Annotated in this window: 18 protein-coding genes; 10 read left to right on the top strand and 8 right to left on the bottom strand. The window is 68.8% G+C overall.

Going from position 1 to position 18,750, the window contains the following annotated elements; all coding sequences use genetic code 11:
- Window positions 1-19: 19 nt before the first annotated feature.
- Window positions 20-1,456 carry a Gfo/Idh/MocA family oxidoreductase gene (locus tag ACZ3ZE_RS21615; RefSeq protein ID WP_361167915.1) on the bottom strand — a complete coding sequence of 479 codons (1,437 nt, stop codon included), beginning with the start codon at window positions 1,454-1,456 and terminating at the stop codon, window positions 20-22.
- A 355-nt stretch (window positions 1,457-1,811) separates the two neighbouring features.
- Here ACZ3ZE_RS21615 and ACZ3ZE_RS21610 point away from each other — a divergent pair, with 355 nt between their 5' ends.
- From ACZ3ZE_RS21610 to ACZ3ZE_RS21600, 3 genes are all read left to right on the top strand, one after another.
- The gene (locus ACZ3ZE_RS21610) at window positions 1,812-2,585 is read left to right on the top strand and encodes an aminotransferase class IV family protein (protein WP_361167918.1); all 774 of its coding nucleotides are present in this window, start codon (window positions 1,812-1,814) and stop codon (window positions 2,583-2,585) included.
- Between the two features lie 65 nt (window positions 2,586-2,650).
- Window positions 2,651-3,592 (top strand): SUMF1/EgtB/PvdO family nonheme iron enzyme, encoded by a 942-nt coding sequence (locus ACZ3ZE_RS21605; RefSeq protein WP_361167921.1) that lies wholly within the window; start codon window positions 2,651-2,653, stop codon window positions 3,590-3,592.
- Between the two features lie 75 nt (window positions 3,593-3,667).
- The gene (locus tag ACZ3ZE_RS21600; protein WP_361167924.1) at window positions 3,668-5,365 is read left to right on the top strand and encodes a PE-PGRS family protein; all 1,698 of its coding nucleotides are present in this window, start codon (window positions 3,668-3,670) and stop codon (window positions 5,363-5,365) included.
- On the opposite strand, the gene ACZ3ZE_RS21595 is transcribed toward ACZ3ZE_RS21600, so the two are convergent.
- Complete coding sequence (locus tag ACZ3ZE_RS21595; RefSeq protein ID WP_467260183.1) at window positions 5,295-6,137, bottom strand: PE-PGRS family protein; 843 nt, start codon at window positions 6,135-6,137, stop codon at window positions 5,295-5,297. The two genes, ACZ3ZE_RS21600 and ACZ3ZE_RS21595, sit on opposite strands and share 71 nt — an antisense overlap.
- A 252-nt stretch (window positions 6,138-6,389) precedes the next feature.
- On the opposite strand from ACZ3ZE_RS21595, the gene ACZ3ZE_RS21590 reads away from it, so the two are divergent.
- Complete coding sequence (locus ACZ3ZE_RS21590) at window positions 6,390-7,046, top strand: hypothetical protein (protein WP_361167929.1); 657 nt, start codon at window positions 6,390-6,392, stop codon at window positions 7,044-7,046.
- Between the two features lie 96 nt (window positions 7,047-7,142).
- On the opposite strand, the gene ACZ3ZE_RS21585 is transcribed toward ACZ3ZE_RS21590, so the two are convergent.
- Together ACZ3ZE_RS21585 and ACZ3ZE_RS21580 are read right to left on the bottom strand one after the other, a co-directional pair.
- On the bottom strand, window positions 7,143-7,622 hold the full coding sequence (locus ACZ3ZE_RS21585) for a hypothetical protein (RefSeq protein WP_361167932.1): 480 nt from the start codon (window positions 7,620-7,622) through the stop codon (window positions 7,143-7,145).
- 231 nt (window positions 7,623-7,853) lie between these two features.
- Entirely contained in the window at window positions 7,854-8,558 is a 705-nt protein-coding gene (locus tag ACZ3ZE_RS21580; RefSeq protein WP_361167935.1) for a restriction endonuclease, read from the bottom strand.
- Between the two features lie 1,135 nt (window positions 8,559-9,693).
- Here ACZ3ZE_RS21580 and ACZ3ZE_RS21575 point away from each other — a divergent pair.
- Together ACZ3ZE_RS21575 and ACZ3ZE_RS21570 are read left to right on the top strand one after the other, a co-directional pair.
- Window positions 9,694-11,244 (top strand): hypothetical protein, encoded by a 1,551-nt coding sequence (locus ACZ3ZE_RS21575; protein ID WP_361167938.1) that lies wholly within the window; start codon window positions 9,694-9,696, stop codon window positions 11,242-11,244.
- A 472-nt stretch (window positions 11,245-11,716) separates the two neighbouring features.
- Window positions 11,717-12,484, top strand: coding sequence for a hypothetical protein (locus tag ACZ3ZE_RS21570; RefSeq protein ID WP_467260181.1), 768 nt, complete (start codon window positions 11,717-11,719; stop codon window positions 12,482-12,484).
- Between the two features lie 84 nt (window positions 12,485-12,568).
- On the opposite strand, the gene ACZ3ZE_RS21565 is transcribed toward ACZ3ZE_RS21570, so the two are convergent.
- The 4 genes from ACZ3ZE_RS21565 to ACZ3ZE_RS21550 all read right to left on the bottom strand — a co-directional run bounded on the left by ACZ3ZE_RS21565 (window position 12,569) and on the right by ACZ3ZE_RS21550 (window position 14,495).
- The gene (locus ACZ3ZE_RS21565) at window positions 12,569-13,129 is read right to left on the bottom strand and encodes a hypothetical protein (RefSeq protein ID WP_361167944.1); all 561 of its coding nucleotides are present in this window, start codon (window positions 13,127-13,129) and stop codon (window positions 12,569-12,571) included.
- A gap of 102 nt (window positions 13,130-13,231) precedes the next feature.
- On the bottom strand, window positions 13,232-13,702 hold the full coding sequence (locus ACZ3ZE_RS21560) for a hypothetical protein (RefSeq protein ID WP_467260178.1): 471 nt from the start codon (window positions 13,700-13,702) through the stop codon (window positions 13,232-13,234).
- A 212-nt stretch (window positions 13,703-13,914) separates the two neighbouring features.
- Window positions 13,915-14,235, bottom strand: coding sequence for a hypothetical protein (locus tag ACZ3ZE_RS21555; RefSeq protein ID WP_361167947.1), 321 nt, complete (start codon window positions 14,233-14,235; stop codon window positions 13,915-13,917).
- Window positions 14,232-14,495 (bottom strand): hypothetical protein, encoded by a 264-nt coding sequence (locus tag ACZ3ZE_RS21550; RefSeq protein WP_467260175.1) that lies wholly within the window; start codon window positions 14,493-14,495, stop codon window positions 14,232-14,234. The genes ACZ3ZE_RS21555 and ACZ3ZE_RS21550 overlap by 4 nt, the downstream gene beginning before the upstream one ends.
- Here ACZ3ZE_RS21550 and ACZ3ZE_RS21545 point away from each other — a divergent pair.
- The 4 genes from ACZ3ZE_RS21545 to ACZ3ZE_RS21530 all read left to right on the top strand — a co-directional run bounded on the left by ACZ3ZE_RS21545 (window position 14,469) and on the right by ACZ3ZE_RS21530 (window position 18,614).
- A complete protein-coding gene (locus ACZ3ZE_RS21545) occupies window positions 14,469-15,062 on the top strand; it encodes a dienelactone hydrolase family protein (RefSeq protein ID WP_467260172.1) in 594 nt (197 codons plus the stop codon). The two genes, ACZ3ZE_RS21550 and ACZ3ZE_RS21545, sit on opposite strands and share 27 nt — an antisense overlap.
- 241 nt (window positions 15,063-15,303) lie before the next feature.
- Window positions 15,304-15,657 (top strand): hypothetical protein, encoded by a 354-nt coding sequence (locus tag ACZ3ZE_RS21540; RefSeq protein WP_467260170.1) that lies wholly within the window; start codon window positions 15,304-15,306, stop codon window positions 15,655-15,657.
- Window positions 15,658-15,678: 21 nt separating this feature from the next.
- Entirely contained in the window at window positions 15,679-16,338 is a 660-nt protein-coding gene (locus ACZ3ZE_RS21535) for an ABC transporter ATP-binding protein (RefSeq protein WP_467260167.1), read from the top strand.
- Window positions 16,335-18,614, top strand: coding sequence for an FtsX-like permease family protein (locus ACZ3ZE_RS21530; RefSeq protein ID WP_467260164.1), 2,280 nt, complete (start codon window positions 16,335-16,337; stop codon window positions 18,612-18,614). The genes ACZ3ZE_RS21535 and ACZ3ZE_RS21530 overlap by 4 nt, the downstream gene beginning before the upstream one ends.
- Window positions 18,615-18,750: the final 136 nt, after the last annotated feature.

Genomic DNA, 18,750 nt, shown 5'->3' with positions numbered 1-18,750 from the left:
GATGAGCGAGGGGAGGCATCTAGAAGTCGGCGATCTCGACGGGCCGGCCGGGCGTGAGCAGGGAGGTCGCCAGCGCTTCGGTGACCTGCATCGGCAGCAGGTGCGCGGCGAGCGAGCTCCGGTTCTCGGTCCCCTGCAGCCAGTTCTCCATGAGCTGCCGGTTGCTGTCGCTGTGGAACAGCCCGTCGAACGTCCTGACCGACGTGTACTGCTCTTCCGGCAACAGGGAGGCGTTCGCCCTCGTGGTCAGCCGGGCGAAGGCGTCGATCCGGTCCGCGTTCTGCCCGCGGGGCACGTCGTAGCAGTGGACGTGCGCGGAGTAGAGGGTCGACAGTTGCGCTTCGAGGTCGACGCTGGAGGTGCGGCCGTTCTTGTTGTAGACGTCGTCCGGGAGGTCACGCCAGCTGCGGACGGACGGCGTCGTCTGCTCGAAGGACAGAGTCCCGATGGTCAGGGTCCACTCCGACTCGACGTCGACCAGGCGGAACGTGGCGGTGATGTCCGTCTCCCCGAAGGCGTTCTCCAGGATCGCGGAGTGCGGCCAGCGGGGGTGTCCGTCCTCGAACCGGCTGGCGGCCGGATTCGGGATCCGGAGGTGCTGGTCGGCGGGGAAGGCTCCGAAGGAGCTGACTTCGAGCCGGAAGCGGCGGTCGGGGAACACGAGCTTGTTGAGGGACAGGCACTGCACGGCGAGGTCCACGTAGTGGTAGGCGCCGTGCATCATCATCCCGTAGCCGTACCGGTAGGGGTGATCGTCCCGCGTCTCGTACTCGTGCTGGAGGTTCCACACGCCGCCGGCGGCGCGCAGGTGGAACGAGGTGACGGGGGCCTGCCAGTCCCGTACCCGCTCTTCGAGCGAGCGCAGTACCTCCCCGTTGTAGATGCGGTGGTACCGGCTCAGCGTCATCACGGAGTGCTTGGCACCGGTACGACCGGCCTGAGCGATCAGCTCCCGCATGACCTCCGTGATGCGGGACGGCGCGAACCGGCCATCTGCCATGGGGGCCAGGACCGGCTTCTCCACCAGGGAGTCGATCCCGTTCTCGACGCAGTAGCGCAGGTACGCCTCGTGCGCCCGTACCTCGGTCGCGATGTACACCTTCGTCGGCAGCTCGGGCAGGCAGAGGCGCCGTAATGCGGCTCCGATCAGCTCGGGCTGCCTCTGCTGCGCGGTCACGCCGCGGCCCGACTCCGGGAGGTAGATGACCTCCCGGGGCTTCAAGTCGACGCCCTGGATGCGCTCCTCGATCGTCGGCCGCTCCGACTCCAGGTCGATGACGGAGTACGAGTCGACGTGGCCGGCCTCGATGGCGTTCTTGATGCAGGGCAGGTACTTGTTGGCGACGATCTCGTCGAAGCCGACCACGACGAGGTTGTGGCGACGCGTGGCGGGGCGGGGACCGGGAGCGGCGGCTCGTCCTCCGGGCTCCTCGATGCAGCGGAGGGTCGGCTGCATGGGGATCGGCCTCGATGTCACCCGAGACGTTCGAGAGTCGGTTCTCATCCGCATTGCTCCCACTCGTGCTGTGACTGTTCGGAGCTGTTCCGAAGCAGATCGGACGTTGGTGGCCCCGGCCGTGATCGCCTTCTTCTGAAGATCGCGAAGGTGGCGTACTAGCCGGAGACGGAGCTGTCCTCCCCGGCGCCAGCGAGGAGGCGGCGGGGGCTCGTGTTCACACCACAAGGCTGCTGTCTGGGCCGCCCCGTCGGAACGTCCTCCCACCGCCCCAGGACCGAACTTTCACCGAACTTAGGCGCCCTACCAGGCCGTTCATAGCTGAGAGGCGTGAACCAGGTGGCACGCTGGCCGCATGGCAGAACTCAACGGAGAACCGGTCGAGCCGGCCCAGCTTCAGAACCTGGCCCTGACCAACTACGGCCACTTCACCTCCATGCGAGTGGACGACGGGCGCGTACGCGGCCTGTCCCTGCACATGGAGCGACTTCAGCGCGACTGCCGAACGCTCTTCGGCACTGACATCGACCCGCAGCGCGTACGCGAGCTGGCCAGGCGTGCCACTCCCTCCACCGGATCGACCACGGTCCGCGTCACCGTCTTCGACCCCAGCCTCGACCTCGGCCATCCGAACAAGGCCGACGACCCGCACATCCTGGTGACCTCCCGGCCGGCGGGTGCCCTCCCGCTGCCGCCGCTCAAGGTGAAGTCCGCGACCTACGTACGCGACGTACCGAGCGTCAAGAGCGTCGGCCTCTTCGCGACCCTGCACCACCGCCGTCAGGCCCAGCTGAACGGATTCGACGACGCCCTCTTCGTCGACCAGGAGCGTGTGATCTCGGAGGGAGGTACCTGGAACGTAGGATTCTTCGACGGGAACCGCGTGATCTGGCCGAACGCCGACTGCCTCGTCGGTGTGACCATGGAGCTCCTGAAGGGCGCCCACGGCCACGAAACCCGCTCGGTCCGCCTGGGCGACCTGACGAACATGCGGGCCGCATTCGCGACCAACGCGGCGATCGGGGTCCGCGCAGTCAACGCGATCGATGGAATCGAGCTGCCCGAATCCCACGCGATCATCGACACGCTCCGCAAGGAGTACATGGAGATCGAGGGCGACTTGTTGTAACGCTCCGAAGTCGGGCTCCCACTGGCTAGGCTGAACAGGACCGGCCAGCAACAAGGAGTCCTGGAGTGGCGACAGTTGAGCGATGGTCCGGACTAGAGGTCCGGGCCTTACGCGAGGCATCGCGGATGAGTACCGAGGAGTTCGCGACGCGCCTCGGTGTCAGCGATCGCATGGTGTCCAAGTGGGAAGCGCGCAAGGACACGATCCGGCTCAGGCAGGTGAACCAAGCGGCTCTGGACACACTCCTCGCCAGCTCCGCGCCCGATGTCCACGAGCGGTTCGCGAGCCTCGCCCGCTCGCTGGACACGGTGCTCCCCACGCAGGAGACTCCAAACCCCGGTCCCCAGCCTCAGCAGCACCAGGTCCGCCATCCCCGCGACGGCAAGAAGATGGCCCTGGTCGAGGCCGGCACCTTCCTGTACGGCGAGAAGAACGAGCCGGTCTGGCTCCCGTCCTTCTACATCGACGTCTTCCCGGTCACCAACAACGACTACGCGCGCTTCGTGGCCGCCACCGGCCACGAGCCACCCCAACACTGGCACCGCGGCAAGTGCCCTGAGGCGATCCTCGATCACCCGGTGGTCTTCGTCACCTGGCACGACGCCTCCGCGTACGCGGCGTGGGCGGGCAAGGAACTGCCGACCGCCCCGCAGTGGGAGAAAGCGGCCCGTGGCACGCGCGGCGACACATACCCGTGGGGCAACAACGCCACCCCGGCCAAGTGCAACTCCCGCGAGAGCGGCATCGGCTCCACGACCCCGGTGAGCCGCTACCACAGCGGAGTTTCCCCGTACGGCGTCTACGACCTCTGCGGCAACACCTGGGAGTGGTGCTCGACCCGCTCCGAGCCGGGCCGCTACGAGCTCAAGGCCGGCGCCTGGACCAGCCCCTTCGCCCGCGCCACCCCCGCCGTCTTCAACGACGCCTCCACCGAGATGCTCGACGACGACACGGGGTTCCGCTGCGCGATTCCTGCGACAGCGGTGGAAATGCTGCTCGGCACCTGACGCTCGGGCAGTTGAGGGTCGGGAATGTCAGCGTTCCGCTTGTGAGCGCTCGGTGGGGCCGGTACGACGGTCACCATGTACCGATGGTCGCCGCTCAACGATCGACAGTTAGCCATGCTCACCCGGATCGAAGAGGGAACGGATCCCGTCACCTCCGCGAGCCCGGAACTCGCCGTCACCGCCCGTGCTCTCAAGAGTCGGGGGCTAATCACCATGCCCAAGCACGGTGGGAGGTGGGAGGCGGAGATCACCGATGACGGTCGCTTCTACCTGGAACACGGCCACCACCCGGACCGGCCTGAACCAACCCCGCGCAGGCAACGACCGGCAGCCGCCGAGCAGAAGCCGGAAGCTGCGGCACCGCCCCGTCAGCGGGCGACGCCCTCGCCTGAGGCGAAGCCGGCGCCAGCGCGCCCTGTGAAGCCGCCACGTCAGTCGCCGGCGGAAATCGGCGCGGCCATGATCGCGGAGGTGCAGAAGGCTGGCCGGTTCCTTCGGATCCCGGACCCGAGCGAGGAAGAGCGGGCTCACTACCGCCGGGCGTTCGACGCGGCGCGGCAGTGTGCCCCGGACGGCTTCCACCTGAAGTACAGCGGGCGGGCGAAGGGGGACTTCTTCCTCGGCCTGCTGCGGGTGACAGGCGAGGACGACACCGAGTGGAACCGGATCCGCCTGGCGCGCAGCCGTGTGATCACCGACGTCGAGGACGTGATCGCGGCGGTCACCGCGGACCACAGCGCCTTCGAGATCTCGGACGAGGTCCTCCCACGGGTGCTTTCTCTCCTTCGGCTCCTCGCCGAGCAGGCTCTGGCGCGGCACGGCGATATCGCGGTGTCGAAGAAGCGCAGGCAGGTGCGGCCGCTGCTCACAGTCCACGGCAGGACGTACGAGATCAGCTTCAAGGAACGGCAGAAACAGGTCCGGTACGTACCCACGCAGCCGGGCCGGCGGACGTACGAATGGCAGCGGGTCACCCCGGCCCACCGGCTCGAACCGTCCGGCGAGCTGGAGCTGCAAGTGGCCCAGCAATCGGGGTACAGCTATGGCTACCGCTACGGCTGGACGAAGGAATGGTCCGACACCGCCAAGAAGCCGTTGGAGGACCAGATCGCCGCCGTCCTCCGAGCGCTGAAGGCCCGCGCAGAGGAAGAGGAGCAGGCCCGGCTGGCGCGGGAGGCGGAACAGCAGCGTCAGCGTGAGGAGCAGGAGCGACAGGAGAAGGAACGCCGCCTGCGAGAGGCCCAGGAAGAAGAGGAGCACCGCCGGCAGAAGGCGGAGAAGAAGGAGCGCACGCGGCGGGAGTGGGAAGCAGCGGTCAGCGTCGCGACGATCAAGGCAGTGGACGCCGTACGGGTCGACCGGTTCGGCACCGCCCTGGCGCAGTGGCGGGCCGCAGGGGAGATGCGGGCCTTCTGCGCAGCGCTCGACGAGGCTGCCTCCACCTCGGACGACGCCCACGAAGCCGAGCGGCTTCGCGAGTGGTCAGCGTGGGGGAAGGCGGAGGCTGACCGGCTCGACCCGACCGTGGCCGGCAGGAGCCTGACCGGCCACAGCCTCCACGCGGAACCCACGGACGACCAGCTACGGCCCTTCCTCGACGGCTGGCACCCGCAGCGGCCAGAGAAAGAGAAGCCACCAAAGCAGGAAGAACCCAAGGCGGAGGCCGAACCGCCCAAGCCGGAGCCAGAGCGGTGGCGTAGCTTCACCGACGAACGTCTGGACCAAGGCTGGAGACATGGACCCCGAGGTCGCGCTCAATGGTGGAGGCGATGACGCCGTGCCCGCGGTCACGTAGGGCCTTCACCGATTTCTCCACGAGCTTCCCGAGCCGGACGACCTCCTCGCGCAGGGCGACCAGCTCGTCGTAACGCTCGGCCTTGTCCTGACCACACCACTCCCGGACGGTCCGCAGGACGGCCGCTTCCGCGTCGAGCTTGCGGTCGTCCCGGCGGCTGTAGGAGTACCAGGAGGACTGCGTGCGCTCCTGATCGATGGCCTTCTGCCTGCGGTCCACCTCCGGAAGGATGTCCTCGGCAAGACGGCCGGCCACGAGGCGTGCAATGCGCTCGGTAACCGGCCACCCTGCCAGGCAGAGCCCCTCGCGGTTCTCATGGACCATCGGATCGCCCCGCAGCTCATCGGGTTCCACCCCGACAAGCCTGGCGCCTTCGTCGAGACGGCTCATTTCCAAGATTCCGGCGTCAGCGGCGCCGCGCCGCAGGCGCAGCTTGCTCTTCGGGCGAACGAATCCAAGGACGAACCGCGCCGCCTCGAAGTCGACACTTCCTCGGACGCCCCGCGACACCTCGGCCAGCCCAAGCTCGCTCCCGTCGTCCGCTCGGAACGCCTCGACGTCCTCCCAGCGTGCCACGAGAGAACTCGGGTTGACCCACTCCTGCAGCCCGGCGTCGTCCCCCGTGAGGAACCGCACGTGGAGCCACCCGGACCTGCCGCTCCCGCCCACGCGAACGATCTCAACCCGGCGAACCAAGGCACCCAGCTCCTTCGGCCTGGCGCGATAGGCCCAGTGCTCACCAATCTCCATGTGTCTATTCAGCCAGCTGGGTTCACACCATCGCCCAGCCATTGCAAAAAACAGGCGCTGGATGGCAGCGCTTGCTGGGGTTCCCCGGCCAGGACAGCTCCTCCGTGACAGTTGGCCGAATGGTGCTCACGGCAGCAGCCGTCCAAGCAGTCCAATGGCCCAGTCAAGTGATCGCACCGATCGCAGCGTCGTGAGACGTGCGCGCCAGGCATCTCCCACAGGCAGTCACCCTGTTCACCGAAGGATTCCGCTTTGACGCCCGCAACACAGAGCTTCCCGATCGACTCGATCGTCCTGTACCTGGGGAACCGCGCCAACGTCACCGGCTACACAGCCAACGGCGACGTCGAGATACGCATGCTCAACACGGGAAGCGAGCTCTCCGTCCCTCCAGGCAGGCTGTCACCCCTGACGTCCCCCACCCCGCCAAGGCCCTCCCGGACCGGACTGATCTTCGGCGTCGGGGTAGCCGGTGTACTCGCCCTGGCGGTGGCCTACGGGCTCTTCGACACCGACAGCAGCGAGCCCGTATCGGCAGCCCCACAGACATCATCGACGTTGGAAGCACCCGATCCCTCTTCGGAGGCAGTGCCAACAGCCACGGCAGACCCTGGCTCCGGTGACGCCACTCCATCCGTGGCCCCCAGCTATGGAGCTGGGGTGCCCGCCTGGGTCAAGCGCCTCCAGGACGTGAAGGCGGCGTACATCCAGCCCGGCAACCCCGAGGAAGCGAACCCGGCTGACCGCCGCGACTCGATTCAGATCGAGTTCACCAGCGGCAACGCCGGCCAACACTGCACCGCCGCGAGAGCGCTGGCCGGGACCGAGTACGGCATCATCGTCACCACTCCTACTGGCGTGGCAGTGGATTCGAACGACTGTCTCAGTGTGAGCCTCGATACGCGCTGATGTCTCGTTCCTCGGCCTCAGCCGACCCCCGTCACGATCCTCCAGACTGAGCCGATCCGAACGCTCCACCGCAGCAGACTCCCGCTCGGCTTCCCCCTAATCCTGGCGGTACTGCTCCACAACGTCGTCGTACGCGCGGAGCAACGGACTAACAGCGGCCCGAAGCAGATTTGCGTCACGATCGGGCAGAGAGAGCACAGCGCGACGCATGCGCGCGCTCCACGTCACCGGGTCTGGAAAGACCTCGAGCCGCGACACAAAGTCACTGAGCACCAGCCCCTCCCTCCACCCCGCCAAGGCGTGGATCCTGAGCTCACATCCCTCAGGGAAGGTCCGATACCCGATTGACAGCGGCTTCGACATGCCCCTGACAGGGCTGGACACTGTGGCCCTTCCCATCAGTCGTCCACGATCGTGAGTCGGGCTCCTGAAGCACCCTCGCGTCGTATAGAGAAAGATCTCGTCGCCCTGGCTGACCGGCTTGGAGCGCCCAGCAGGGAACGCCATCCGCTGTTCGGTGACGACCCAGCGCAGGGCCTCCCTGTCGCTGAGGATCAGCAGGTGCGTGGCAGACATGCAGGCGACGATACTGGGGTCACACAAGCACTTGATCCGCCCCTACCTCCGCGCGCCGTTCGCTGCCGGGGTCCGGTGATCGCGGTCTCACTTCTGGCCTCATTCACTCCTGTCGGACCCCGTCCGCTGGTTGCAGCGAGGCCCTTCGCCGTGCGGAGAGTGGAGCCCGGTCTTCGGCGACCCGCCCAGTGAACAGCCGGCAGCCGGCGACTACGCCCATCGAGATCACGCTTACTCATAAGTCTCCTTCCACCGCTCCCGATGCCGCCGGTCGCCCTGCCCCAGACCGTTCACCGAGCCGAGCGACATCAGTGAGGCACCGTTGTTCCACAGCCCAAGGTGATCGCGATGGACAGCGAGGATGTCGTTCTCGGTGGCGAACTTCTCGGCGGGCCCGCTGAAGTACGTCGTGGCCACGAAGATCGCCACGTCGACCTTGAAGTGCACTCTCGATCCGAGCAGGTCACGCACCTCCCGGCTGGGGATCTTGCTCTTGGGCGTGTACCGCTTGCACTGGATCACCATGCTCCGTCCATCGGGAAGGACCCCCAGCACATCAGCCCCGTTGTCGTGCGAGCCACCGACCCTCCGCACGTCGCTGCACCCGTCTCGCCGACACAACTCCACGACGAAGTCCTCGAACTCCGTTCCCGTCATCGCATCGACCTCGGCGAGCGTCCGATGCCCTGCCTTTACGGCCTCGTCATGCCTCCATTGCCGATCGCCGCCCTTGATGAACCGATCGGTGCGCCACAGCCACCACCCGCCGCTGACGGCGCCGCCAAGCACGATCGCACCCACCAGATAGGGCCAGACCTCACCCCAGAAGACCACCAGCACGACAACGCTCACGCCCCCAGCGAGGGACCCGATCTTGAGCCGCTGCTGGCGACGCTTGCGCGCAGCCGATACCCGCCGCTTCCGTGCCGCCGCCATGGCCCTCCTTGTACTCCGGCACAGCAGGATCAAGGAGTAGGCACTGAACCGTAAGGGCGCCGATCAGCCAATGGCTGACAACTGGTGCTCCGCTCATCCCGCCTATGAGGGACCGCTCATCCGCCCGGTAACAGCGACCGATAACGCGACGGGCCACGCCGGCTTCCGCTCGTTCCCGATCACTGCTGGCGTCCGTCCGATGCAAGCTGGGCAGCTGGGCGACATGGGCGCCCGATGCTTGCGCATCGCCACTCGAAGTCTGCTGGCAGCCACCCTCGCCCAAGTAGACGGGGGTGAGCTGGGAACGCCGTAACAGCAGCGACGACGAAGATGAGCGATGCCCACGGCGTATGTACACGGATCGTCGCGTGTTGCCCGCGGGTGTTAACGAAACTTGTCTGGAACACATCCGGGGCTACGAGATCGATCGTGCTGAGTGCCCCCCAGTCGAGGTCAAGCTCAGCCACCGGATGGGCGAAGAACAGCCTCCGCAGGGTGATGGTCACCTCTCCCGCGCCGTCCAGCACCCACCGCGGTTGCGCATCGCGTTCCGCTTGACGACGCCGAGAAGAGTTGCCGAGCGCGGAACCCACCAAACTGCCGATGACGAAGGCCGGACCACCGGCCGCGACCACGCTGCTGTGCTGATACCGCCCATTCCCCAGGGCCCGCCAGGTCGAACGTTGCCCGGGCCCGACCGCGAGGGCGCGGTCCCCTTGCCCGAGCCGGGCGGTCGTGGCGATCAGCGGGCGGCTGGCGAGTCGCCCTTCGAGGATGTCCGCGAGGATGTCGCACGTGTGCCACAGGTACTCGTCTAACGCAGACCAGGGTGACCGTTGTGCGTTCTTCGGCGGCGGCGCGAAAGGATTGGCCACTGTCACTCCGGCGTATCTGTCAGAGGTCTCGATCAGCTTCGTAGCGCGATCAAGCCTAGTCAGACCGCGCAGCGAGCAGGGTGCCGTTCAACTGTTGACCGATTTCGTTCGCTCGGACTGCCGGAGGAGGGGCAGGCGCTGGCCTCATGCACCGAACATGACTGCGCCGTACGGGTGTTGCCGTGACAGTATGCTGCCCCGGTTCTGGCGCGGAGGGCAGGACTCGTCGCCCTGAACCTCGAACGGTGTAAGGGGGCTCAATGCAGCAGCTGTACGTCGTCGGCTTCGAGGTAGGCGTGGCGGGTGAGGGGGGCGCCTCAGCCGCCTTCGATCGACTCCTGTCACATATGGAAGAGCACCTCGACCCAGGATCGACCGGGTTGTCAGCCACGGATCTCATGGTCGACAGCGGCCAGATCACGGTCCCTGGACACGGCCCTGGCAGGCCCGACCAGCACGTGACCTGGACCCCTGTCGCTGTCAGCAACGATGTGCGGGCCTTGCGGATGGAAATCGAACAGGACCTGCCTCGAGGCGGCCGGTTCGTATGTCAGCTGACTGCATCCCAGTACGACGAGAAGACGCGCTTCCGTGTCGCAATGGGGCGGAAGAGTGGTGGCGTGCTCGCGCCAGCGACAGTGGAAGACCTGAAGCCGCCTCGCGCGCTCAACGGAATCATGGCTGATCCCGAACTCCATCGCGCGGAGGGCTCCGACAAGATCGCCGCAGCCGCGACGCCGGTCCTCGCCGCTCAGGTTCCCGCGGTGCTGGAGCGCCTGGGCAGCCCACAGAGGCGGCTTCCAGTCCTCGCCGTCTCATCAATCCGCATGATGGGGCCTTCGGATGCCTTCGCGCGCAAAGCCGCACGCCGTCTTGCAGGTCTAGCCCATGTGGTGGTGGTTTCGGGTTGGCTGGCCTTCGATTCCTTCAACACAAGCGTGGACCGAAGCCTGCTGCCCAGGGACGGTGCGCGGCTGTACTGGCCCACGCTGGAAGCCCGCAATCCATGGTGGGGACCGAGCGAACTCTGCGGCGACCATGAGGCGCTCCTGCGCACGATGATGCGACTCCTCGCCCCTCTCAGCGTTGTCGCACGAGGCAGGGACCGCCACTGGGACGCAGTCCGCTCAGCCGAGACGAACTCCATCCTCGAGAGCCTGGCAGGGGAAGCCGAGACCGAACAGATCGTGCTCCTGAAGGCAAAGCTGGCGGAGGAGCGGAGTCAGACCCTCAAGCTTCTCGAAGAAAACGAGGTGCTGGAGAGCAAGGTCGGCAGACTGGAGATCGACGTTGCGAACCTGGAGGCTCGCCTCGACGCCGAGGCGGCGCCTTCGCCTGCAGAGCCGGCTGAGGTGGCAGCACAGCACCTGGTCTCCGTCAGCAGCGACTTCTCCAGTGACTGGGACCGGTGGACCCAGGAATCCGGGGGAGCTCTCGTCTTCACACCAAACGCGAAGACGCAGTGGCGCAAGTGTTCGTACAAGGACTTCGAGCGTATGAGGGAGGCACTGGACTCGCTGGCCGCTCTCGCCAAGGCATGGAGGGGGAAGAAGAGCAGGGTCGGTGAATCCTTGGTCTCCTGGATCGGCAACCAAACGGCCTTGACCTATGCGCCTGAAGACGAACCACTGCGGATCAAGGGGCTGCACGAGTTCAACTTCGACGAGAAGACCTGGGATCGGCAGCCCCACATCAAGCTCGATGACCACACCAGCAAGGACAGGGTGGGCCGAATCTACTTCGCGATCGACGGCGAGGCATACCGCTGGATCGTCGACCACGTCGGGCTGAAGTTGTACGGCCTGTCCTGACCCGGTCGGCTGCGGAGCCGTAACGGGGGGACCGTCAGTAGAGGCCGAAGGGCTCGGCTGGTCTCAGTCCTGGTCTCATTCGCCCCCGGCCGACCCGGTCCGGACAGGGCCACCCCGAACGCTCCGCCCCAGGTCAGGACACCTATGACCCCCGCCGGACCCCCGTACGAACATTTGGAAAGCGTGTTGGGGGCAACCCCTCACGAGTTCGAATCTCGTATCCTCCGCCAAGTGCCTCACCGGGCACTAAGTCGAAGGGCCCCACTGTTCGCAGTGGGGCCCTTCGGCGTTGGCGGGGCCTTCGACGTTTGCGGGCCCTTCGGCCTGGGCGGGGCCGTCGTCGTTCCACGGGGCCCGATGCGCGGCCGGCAGGAACCGTCGCCCCCGTCCGCCCGTCATCTCCTCGGGACCGCCACGTCCCCAGACGCGGCGCCGCCGCTTCGCTCTTCACCTTCGAGGTACGAGGAGATCCATGGCCGACACCGTCAACTCACTGGTCGCCCGCCTGCACGAACTGCTCGTGACACAGCTGACCGGTGGGGCCGCCGAGGCGGCACCGGGGCTCTACGACGTCGTGGCGCGCGCCGCGAGGCTCGGGCCGGACGGCGCGTGGATAGGCGCCGCGGGCCACGTGAACCTCGCTGGGGCGGCCGTCATGAGCAGGCGGGGGGAGCGGGCGATCGCCCACCTCGAAGCCGCCGTGGACGCCGGCTACAACGACTGCGTGGCGCTGCACGCCGCCCCCGTGCGCCCGCTGCACCGGGATCCCCGCTTCCAGGCCCTGTACCAGCGCATGCGCGTCACCCAGGGAGACCTCGACGAGTTCTTCTGGCTGCACCAGGAGATGCAGATCGCGGTGCGGGACGCCCAGGACGCGACGGTCGACAACATGGGGCGCCTCGACACCGGGGTGTCCCCGCTCCCGCAGGCACCCCTGCCCACCCGCGAGCCGCACACCACCGGCGTCCTGGTCACCCGCGTCGACCTCGCCGCCGTCCAGACCGCGCTCCAACAGACCGCGATGAAGGCGGAGTTCCAGCGGAGCGCCGGGAACACCAGCCTCGACCTCATCGACGGCTCGTGGGACCACCCGCGCGCCAGGTTCGACGCCTGGCACGCCGACGAGCTGGACACCCGGCGCCGGCAGGCCGCCGAGGCCCGGGCCTTCGTCGAGCGCCCCGGCGCCGGGGCCGCCCTCGCGCCCTGTCCTCCGCTGGGCACGATCACGTACCCGGTCTGACAGCGAGGAGGGCCGGCCGGACGCGGTCGCGAGAGGTCGGCGAGAGGACGGCGAGAGTGGTCCGGGCCTCCTCGGGATCAGGGGCTACACCGGGCAGGGCCGGTACTCGAGGCTCAGCTCGCGGTCGACGGCGTAGCTGGTGCGCATCGACGCGTCGGTGACCTTCTCCCAGGAGCCGTACTTCGCGTAGAGCTGGTCGGCCGTGGGGCCGAGGGGGTTGCCGTACTTGGCCTGGTTGCGCTCCTCCAGGACACGGACCTCCTCGGGGGTCATGCCCGCGCGGGTGATCTCCTTCGCCTGGTTGCGCATGTCGACCAGCTCGCGGGCGATCTCCTCCTCGGAGGAGCCCGCCTCGCGCATGTCGGCCTCGGTGCGGTGCATGTCCTCCAGGAGCTCGTGATAGCGGATACGGGTCCGCTGGGCGTCGACCTTCTGGTCCATCGGCATGACGCGGATGCGGCACACCACCGGGTCGGTACTCGGACAGGGGTCGTCGGCCGCCACCGGCGGGGCGAGCGGGGCGGTGATGATCGAGCCGCAGGCTTCCGCCGCGGTCGCCGTGGCGGTGCCGGCGGTGGCCAGGAGCGCGACGGCCGCCACGAAGGGCAGCAGGGCACGGCGCGACAGCGAGGTGGAAAGGCGCATGGGCGCATCCTCGACAACCGCGCCGGGCCCGTTCACGCAGGCACGCCGCATGATCACCCTTGCGGGGTCGGTCAGTTCGGTCGCGTGTCGACCGCGACGGCGTTACAGGTCGCGCTGGAACTCGTGGGCCGCGTGCGTCGGCAGGTAGCCGAGTGCGTCGTTGACCCGGCGCATGTACGGGTTGTTGTCGGCCGTGTCCGTCAGGAGGCCGCCCAGCTCGGGGTACGTCTCGCGGGCCCGGACGATCCCCGCCGCCTTCATCCAGCGGGCCAGCCCGTGACCGCGGTGCTCGGGGAGGACACCGGTGCCGTAGTGCTGGGCGTCGCCCGTACCGCTGCCGGGGACCACGAGCTCGGTGAAGCCGGCCATGGAGCCGTACGAGACGTCGACGGCCGCGACGGTGTGCAGGACGTCCCCGCGCCCGGCGACGGCGCCGACGGCCGCCCGTACCCGGTCGAGGTCCCAGACGACCGTGCCGTGGTCGACCGCGCCCATCGGCGTGTCGTCCATCGCCCGCCGCGAGGCCACGAACGTCTCCGCGAACTCCTCCGGGACCACCCCCTCCCACTCCACGAGCCGGTAGCCGTCCGGCGCCTTCTCGACGAGCGCGCTGAGCGCGGGCAGGTCCGCGCCGCCTCGACCGCGGCGTCCAGCAAGAGCGAGCCCGCCCCGCGGCGCCGCTCGGCCGGGTGCTCCGTGACAACGGGGCCTGATTTTGGGGGCGTTGAGGGTAGCCGGGGGGCGGAGTGGGGTGGGGTGGTGTTCCGGTTGGGGGCGGCCCTCCGTCAGTCCTCGAAGTTGTCGCTGGCCAGGCGGAGGGCCAGTTCCTGGAGGATCGGTTCCGTGCCCGGCTCCGCGCCCGCCGCGTCGTGGGCGTCGGCCACGGCGTCGAAGGCGAGGATGAAGCCGTTGACGAGTGCGCTCAGCGGGTCCGAGAGCTGGCCGAGGACGGCGAGCCCGGCCTCCTCGGCGGTCGCGTCCACCGGCACCGAGAACTCCCGCGGAATCACCTCGCCGAGCAGGTCCGAGACGAGGCTCTCGTCCACTCCCCCACGCAGCGCCGTCAGAGCGGCGATGGCCTTGAGCTTGATCTCGTTCTCCGTCACATGCCGAGCCTAGGAGCCCCGGCCGCGCCGAAATCGCACGACACGGCATCGGCGCCCCTGCAAGCCTGGCTCGCGGCGTCGGCCCGGGGGACCGGCGTGAACACCGAGGCCGAGTGGGGTGCTTCGGCGTAGGCCGGGCCGCTTTCGCGTGACGCGGCGTTGTCAGTGGGGTCCTCGATGATGAACGGGCATCGAGGGAACGCGAAGCGAACGAGGAACGGGAGCCGCTCACCATGGCCGAGGTACTGCTCTTCCACCACGCCCAAGGGCTCACCTCCGGCGTCCTCGCCTTCGCCGAGGAGCTGCGGCACGCCGGGCACACCGTGCACGCGCCCGACCTCTACGAGGGCCGGACGTTCGACAGCCTGGAGGCCGGGGCCGCGTACGCGATGGAAGTCGGCTTCGGCACGCTCGTCGAGCGCGGCGTCCGCGCGGCGGACCCGCTCCCCGAGCGGCTCGTCTACGCCGGCTTCTCCCTCGGCGTCCTCCCCGCCCAGAAGCTGGCCCAGACCCGGGCGGGCGCGGCGGGGGCGCTGCTGTTCGAGGCGTGCGTGCCGGTAGAGGAGTTCAGCGGGGGCTGGCCGGAGGGGGTGCCGGTCCAGGTACACGGGATGGACACCGATCCGTTCTTCGCGGGCGAGGGTGACGTCGAGGCGGCCCGGGCGCTGGTGGCGGGGGTGCGCGGCGGGACGGGGAGCGGTGAGTTGTTCCTCTACCCGGGGGACCGGCATCTCTTCGCGGACGCGGGGCTCGCGGGGTACGACGCGGAGGCGGCGGGGGTGCTGATGGGGCGGGTGCGGGGGTTCCTGGCCGGGCTGGAGGGGTGAGGGGGAGTCGGGGGGAGCTGAAGTGCCGGGAGAACGGACGGTGCGGGTGCGGGTGTTGACGATCCGGTCGTCGATTCACCAGATGGTAGGAAGGAAACGATCCGGCATTTCACTACGGTGAGCGACACCCCCAATACTCAGAGCCACAAGATCCCTTGGTGCTCTGAGTGGAGGCGTTGTGCGGAAGTGGGTTTCGGTGGCTGTGGCCGCCGGGTTGTTCGTCGGAGGAATCGGTGCCGCGGTGGCGGACTCGTGGCAGGAGATCAAGCCCCGGACCACTGACGGCTCCAAGTTCCGTGACGCGAAGTACCGCTGGGAGGCCAAGGACAGCAATCACGGCGGTTTCCACTTCAAGGGCGACCTGGTCGACAGCTTCCCCAACGACGGCCACAACGTCTACCTGCAGGCGAAGGTCCAGGGCTACTCCTGGAACCGTTTCAACGGCGTCCAGCGCAAGACCGTCCACCTGGACCAGGTGGTGTACGACGGTGCGGCCCTGTACTCCACGGATGCCTCCATCCGGGTGTGCCGTGATCGGGGTTCGCTGCGGCCGGACAACTGCTCCCCCGAGCTCTCCTACCACCGGAAGGGCTGACGGGGCGGAGCGCACATCACCATGAACGCCGTTCTCCGCGCCGAGCGCGTGGACCTCTTCTACGGTGCACACCAAGCCGTCAGCGGCGCCGATTTCACGCTGCGGCGCGGAGAAGTGGCCGCTGTCATGGGGAGCAGTGGATCCGGCAAGTCCTCGCTGCTCTACTGCCTGGCCGGGGTGCTGGCCCCCACCGGCGGGCGGGTCGTCTTCGACGGTGTCGATCTCGCGACCCTCGACGACGACGAGCTGAGCACGCTGCGCCGGGAGCGGTTCGGGTTCGTCTTCCAGTACGGCGAGCTGTTGCCCGAGCTGACCGTCGAGGAGAACGCGGCGCTCCCGCTGCGTCTCGCCGGCCAGCGCAAGGCGCCCGCGCACGCCGTCGCCGGGGAGGTGCTGGGGCGGCTCGGCATGACCGAGCTGCTCCAGCGCAGGACCTCCCAGCTGTCCGGCGGCCAGAGCCAGCGCGTCGCCGTCGCGCGGGCCCTGGTGCACCGCCCGGCCGTGGTGTTCGCGGACGAGCCGACCGGGGCCCTCGACAGCGCGAACGCCGCCGCCGTACTGGACGAGTTCCTTCGGCTGGCCCGCGATCAGGGCACGGCGGTCGTCATCGTCACGCACGACGAGAGCGTGGCCGCGCGGGCCGACGTCCGGTACACGATGTCCGACGGAGTCCTGAAGTGAACGGCTTCCTGTTCGGGCTGCGCCTGCTGTGGCGCGGCGGGCGGCGCGGGCGGGCACGCTTCCTGCTGATGACGGGCGGATGTGCGTTGGGGGTGGCATGCCTGGCCGCCGTCCTCACCATTCCGGCGATCATCGGCGCGCACGAGGCGCGGTCCAGCGAGCGGAATCCCCGCCCGATGATGCAGGACACGTCCCCGGAGCCTGCGTCGACCATCGCGTACGCCACACGCCAGGACGCGTACGGATCCGAGCCGTTCTACCGGGTGTTCGTCGCCCACACCCGGCCGGGGCCGACGCAGCTGCCGCCCGGCGTGGACCGGCTCCCCGCCCCGGGTGAGGTGCTCGTCTCTCCTCGGCTGCGCGAGGTCCTGGCGGAGGAACCGGGCATCGCCGGACTCCTGCCCGGGAGGGTGATCGGCGTCATCGGACCGGCGGGGTTGGCCGGCCAGGACGACCTCTACGCGTATGTCGGACGGACGAGGCAGCAGTTGCCGTCGGATGCTTCCGGACTCCACTCGTTCGGTTCCTCGTTCGATCCGTATCCCGCCGTGGAGGAGTCGACGCTCGACATCCTCCGCTTCACCCTCGCCTGTGTCGTCCTGCTCCCCCTCGCCGTGTTCCTCTCCGTCTGCGCCCGGCTCTCCGCCGAGTCGCGGGCCCGCAGGCTGGCCGCGCTCCGGCTGGTCGGGCTGAGCATGAAGGACACGCTGCGGGTCAACGCGGGCGAGACGGTGGCCGCCGCGTTCCTGGGGGCGGTCGTCGGTGTCGCCGGATACCTCGGCTTCAACGAGGTCATGGCGCGGATCGGCCTTCCCGGGCTGCACTGGTACCCGGCCGACGGACGGCCGGAGGTCACCACACTCGCCGTCTGCCTGGTGCTCTGCCCTGCGCTCGCCTGGTTCGTCGGACGGCGATCCGCCCGCGAGGCGGCACTCACGCCGCTGAACGTGCGCCGGACCGCTCAGCGCAAGCCTCCGAAGAAGTACGGGACGCTGCTGTTGGTGCCGGGGCTCGGCGTCATCGGGGGGTACTGCGTCCTCAGCGTCCTCGGGCGGGACCCGTCCGGGGGCAGCGCCAGCGCGGTACTCGTTCCCGGGGCCGTGCTGCTCACCGGCGCGGGGCTGGTGTTCGGGCTCGCGCCCGTCACCGCGTGGCTGGCCCGCCGACTGGCCGGTCGGGTGCGGTCGCTGCCGCTCACCCTCGCGATGCGCCGGGCCGAGGTCGACCCCGGCAGCGCGCTGCGCGTCGTCACCGGGCTCGTGCTGCTCGTGTACGCGGCCTCGCTGACGCAGGGCGTCCTCGTCGAACTGGACCAGGTGAGCCGGCGTACCGCTCCCGTCCAGGAGTACGCCTTGTCCGTGGACGCCGTCGACGCCCACCAGCGAGCACGGCTCAGCCAGGTGGAAGGGGTCCGGGGGCAGGGGCTCACCGCCGACTCGTGGATCCGTTCCCTCGACGTGGACACTCCGCGGATCACGGCGGCCATCGCGACCTGTGCCCAGCTGGCCTCCTTCACGAAGTCGAGCAGCGGCTGCGTCGACGGCAAGGTGCTCCGCGTCGACGAGCCGGACACCCTGCAGAATCCGGACGGCCAGCCCGGCCGCGGCTTTCCGTTCCTCCTCGACAACGGAAGGAAGATCACCGTCGTCGTTCCGCAGGAGAAGGTGACCGTGTTCGCCTGGCAGCCTTCGGCGTTCTCCGGTATCGACGTCCTCATCCCCCCATCCCTCCTCCCCCCGGACACCGTCCCCGCCGACGGCACCATCAGTCTCGTCACCCCCTCCGACCCCACCACCGTCCGCACCGCCCTGGACGCCATCGGCGCCATCGCGCCGACCGCCGAGGTCGTGCCCGTAGGCATCGTCGTCAGCTCGCTGCACCAGCTCACCGTCATCCGCAGTCTCCTCGCCGCCGGCATGGTGCTCGGGCTCGTCGTCGGGGTCGCCGCGTTCGTCGTGTCGGTGGCGGATCGGGCGATGGAGCGGCGGGGGCAGGTGGCCGCGCTGGCTCTGCTGGGGGCGCGGGGCGGGACGTTGCGGTGGGCGCAGTGTGCGCAGGTCGTGCTGCCGCTCGGGGTGGGGCTCGGGGCGGCTGTCGTGACCGGGTGGCTGGCCGAGTCCAGCTATCTGATCACCGGCGGCGGGGCCGTGCACTGGGACTGGGCCGGGTTGCCGTTGCTGGTGGTGTCGGCGCTGGGGGTGCTGGTGGTCGGCGGGCTGGCCTCGCTGCCGCTTGTGCGGCGGCATGTCGATCCCGAGCACATTCGGCGGGACTGACCCGCCCGGCCCGGCCGACGGGCTTCGAAAATCACCACGGCCCCGCCGATGAGTTCTCGGCGGGGACCCGGTCTCTACTCTCGACGGCTCACGGCAGATCGCAGAAGATCGCAGAAGATCACAGAAGATCACGGCA

Source organism: Streptomyces sp. NPDC023157, from assembly GCF_055560575.1.
This window is presented reverse-complemented; position numbering and strand designations above follow the sequence as displayed.

Bases quoted from the DNA above. Each gene is read 5' to 3' on its own strand.
- ACZ3ZE_RS21545 (WP_467260172.1), top strand. From the start codon at position 14,469: ATGGCCGAGGTACTGCTCTTCCACCACGCCCAAGGGCTCACCTCCGGC.
- ACZ3ZE_RS21585 (WP_361167932.1), bottom strand. From the start codon at position 7,622: ATGTCTGCCACGCACCTGCTGATCCTCAGCGACAGGGAGGCCCTGCGC.
- ACZ3ZE_RS21595 (WP_467260183.1), bottom strand. From the start codon at position 6,137: ATGGAGATTGGTGAGCACTGGGCCTATCGCGCCAGGCCGAAGGAGCTG.
- ACZ3ZE_RS21580 (WP_361167935.1), bottom strand. From the start codon at position 8,558: ATGGCGGCGGCACGGAAGCGGCGGGTATCGGCTGCGCGCAAGCGTCGC.
- ACZ3ZE_RS21570 (WP_467260181.1), top strand. From the start codon at position 11,717: ATGGCCGACACCGTCAACTCACTGGTCGCCCGCCTGCACGAACTGCTC.
- ACZ3ZE_RS21575 (WP_361167938.1), top strand. From the start codon at position 9,694: ATGCAGCAGCTGTACGTCGTCGGCTTCGAGGTAGGCGTGGCGGGTGAG.
- ACZ3ZE_RS21565 (WP_361167944.1), bottom strand. From the start codon at position 13,129: ATGCGCCTTTCCACCTCGCTGTCGCGCCGTGCCCTGCTGCCCTTCGTG.
- ACZ3ZE_RS21600 (WP_361167924.1), top strand. From the start codon at position 3,668: ATGTACCGATGGTCGCCGCTCAACGATCGACAGTTAGCCATGCTCACC.
- ACZ3ZE_RS21610 (WP_361167918.1), top strand. From the start codon at position 1,812: ATGGCAGAACTCAACGGAGAACCGGTCGAGCCGGCCCAGCTTCAGAAC.
- ACZ3ZE_RS21535 (WP_467260167.1), top strand. From the start codon at position 15,679: ATGAACGCCGTTCTCCGCGCCGAGCGCGTGGACCTCTTCTACGGTGCA.
- ACZ3ZE_RS21615 (WP_361167915.1), bottom strand. From the start codon at position 1,456: ATGCAGCCGACCCTCCGCTGCATCGAGGAGCCCGGAGGACGAGCCGCC.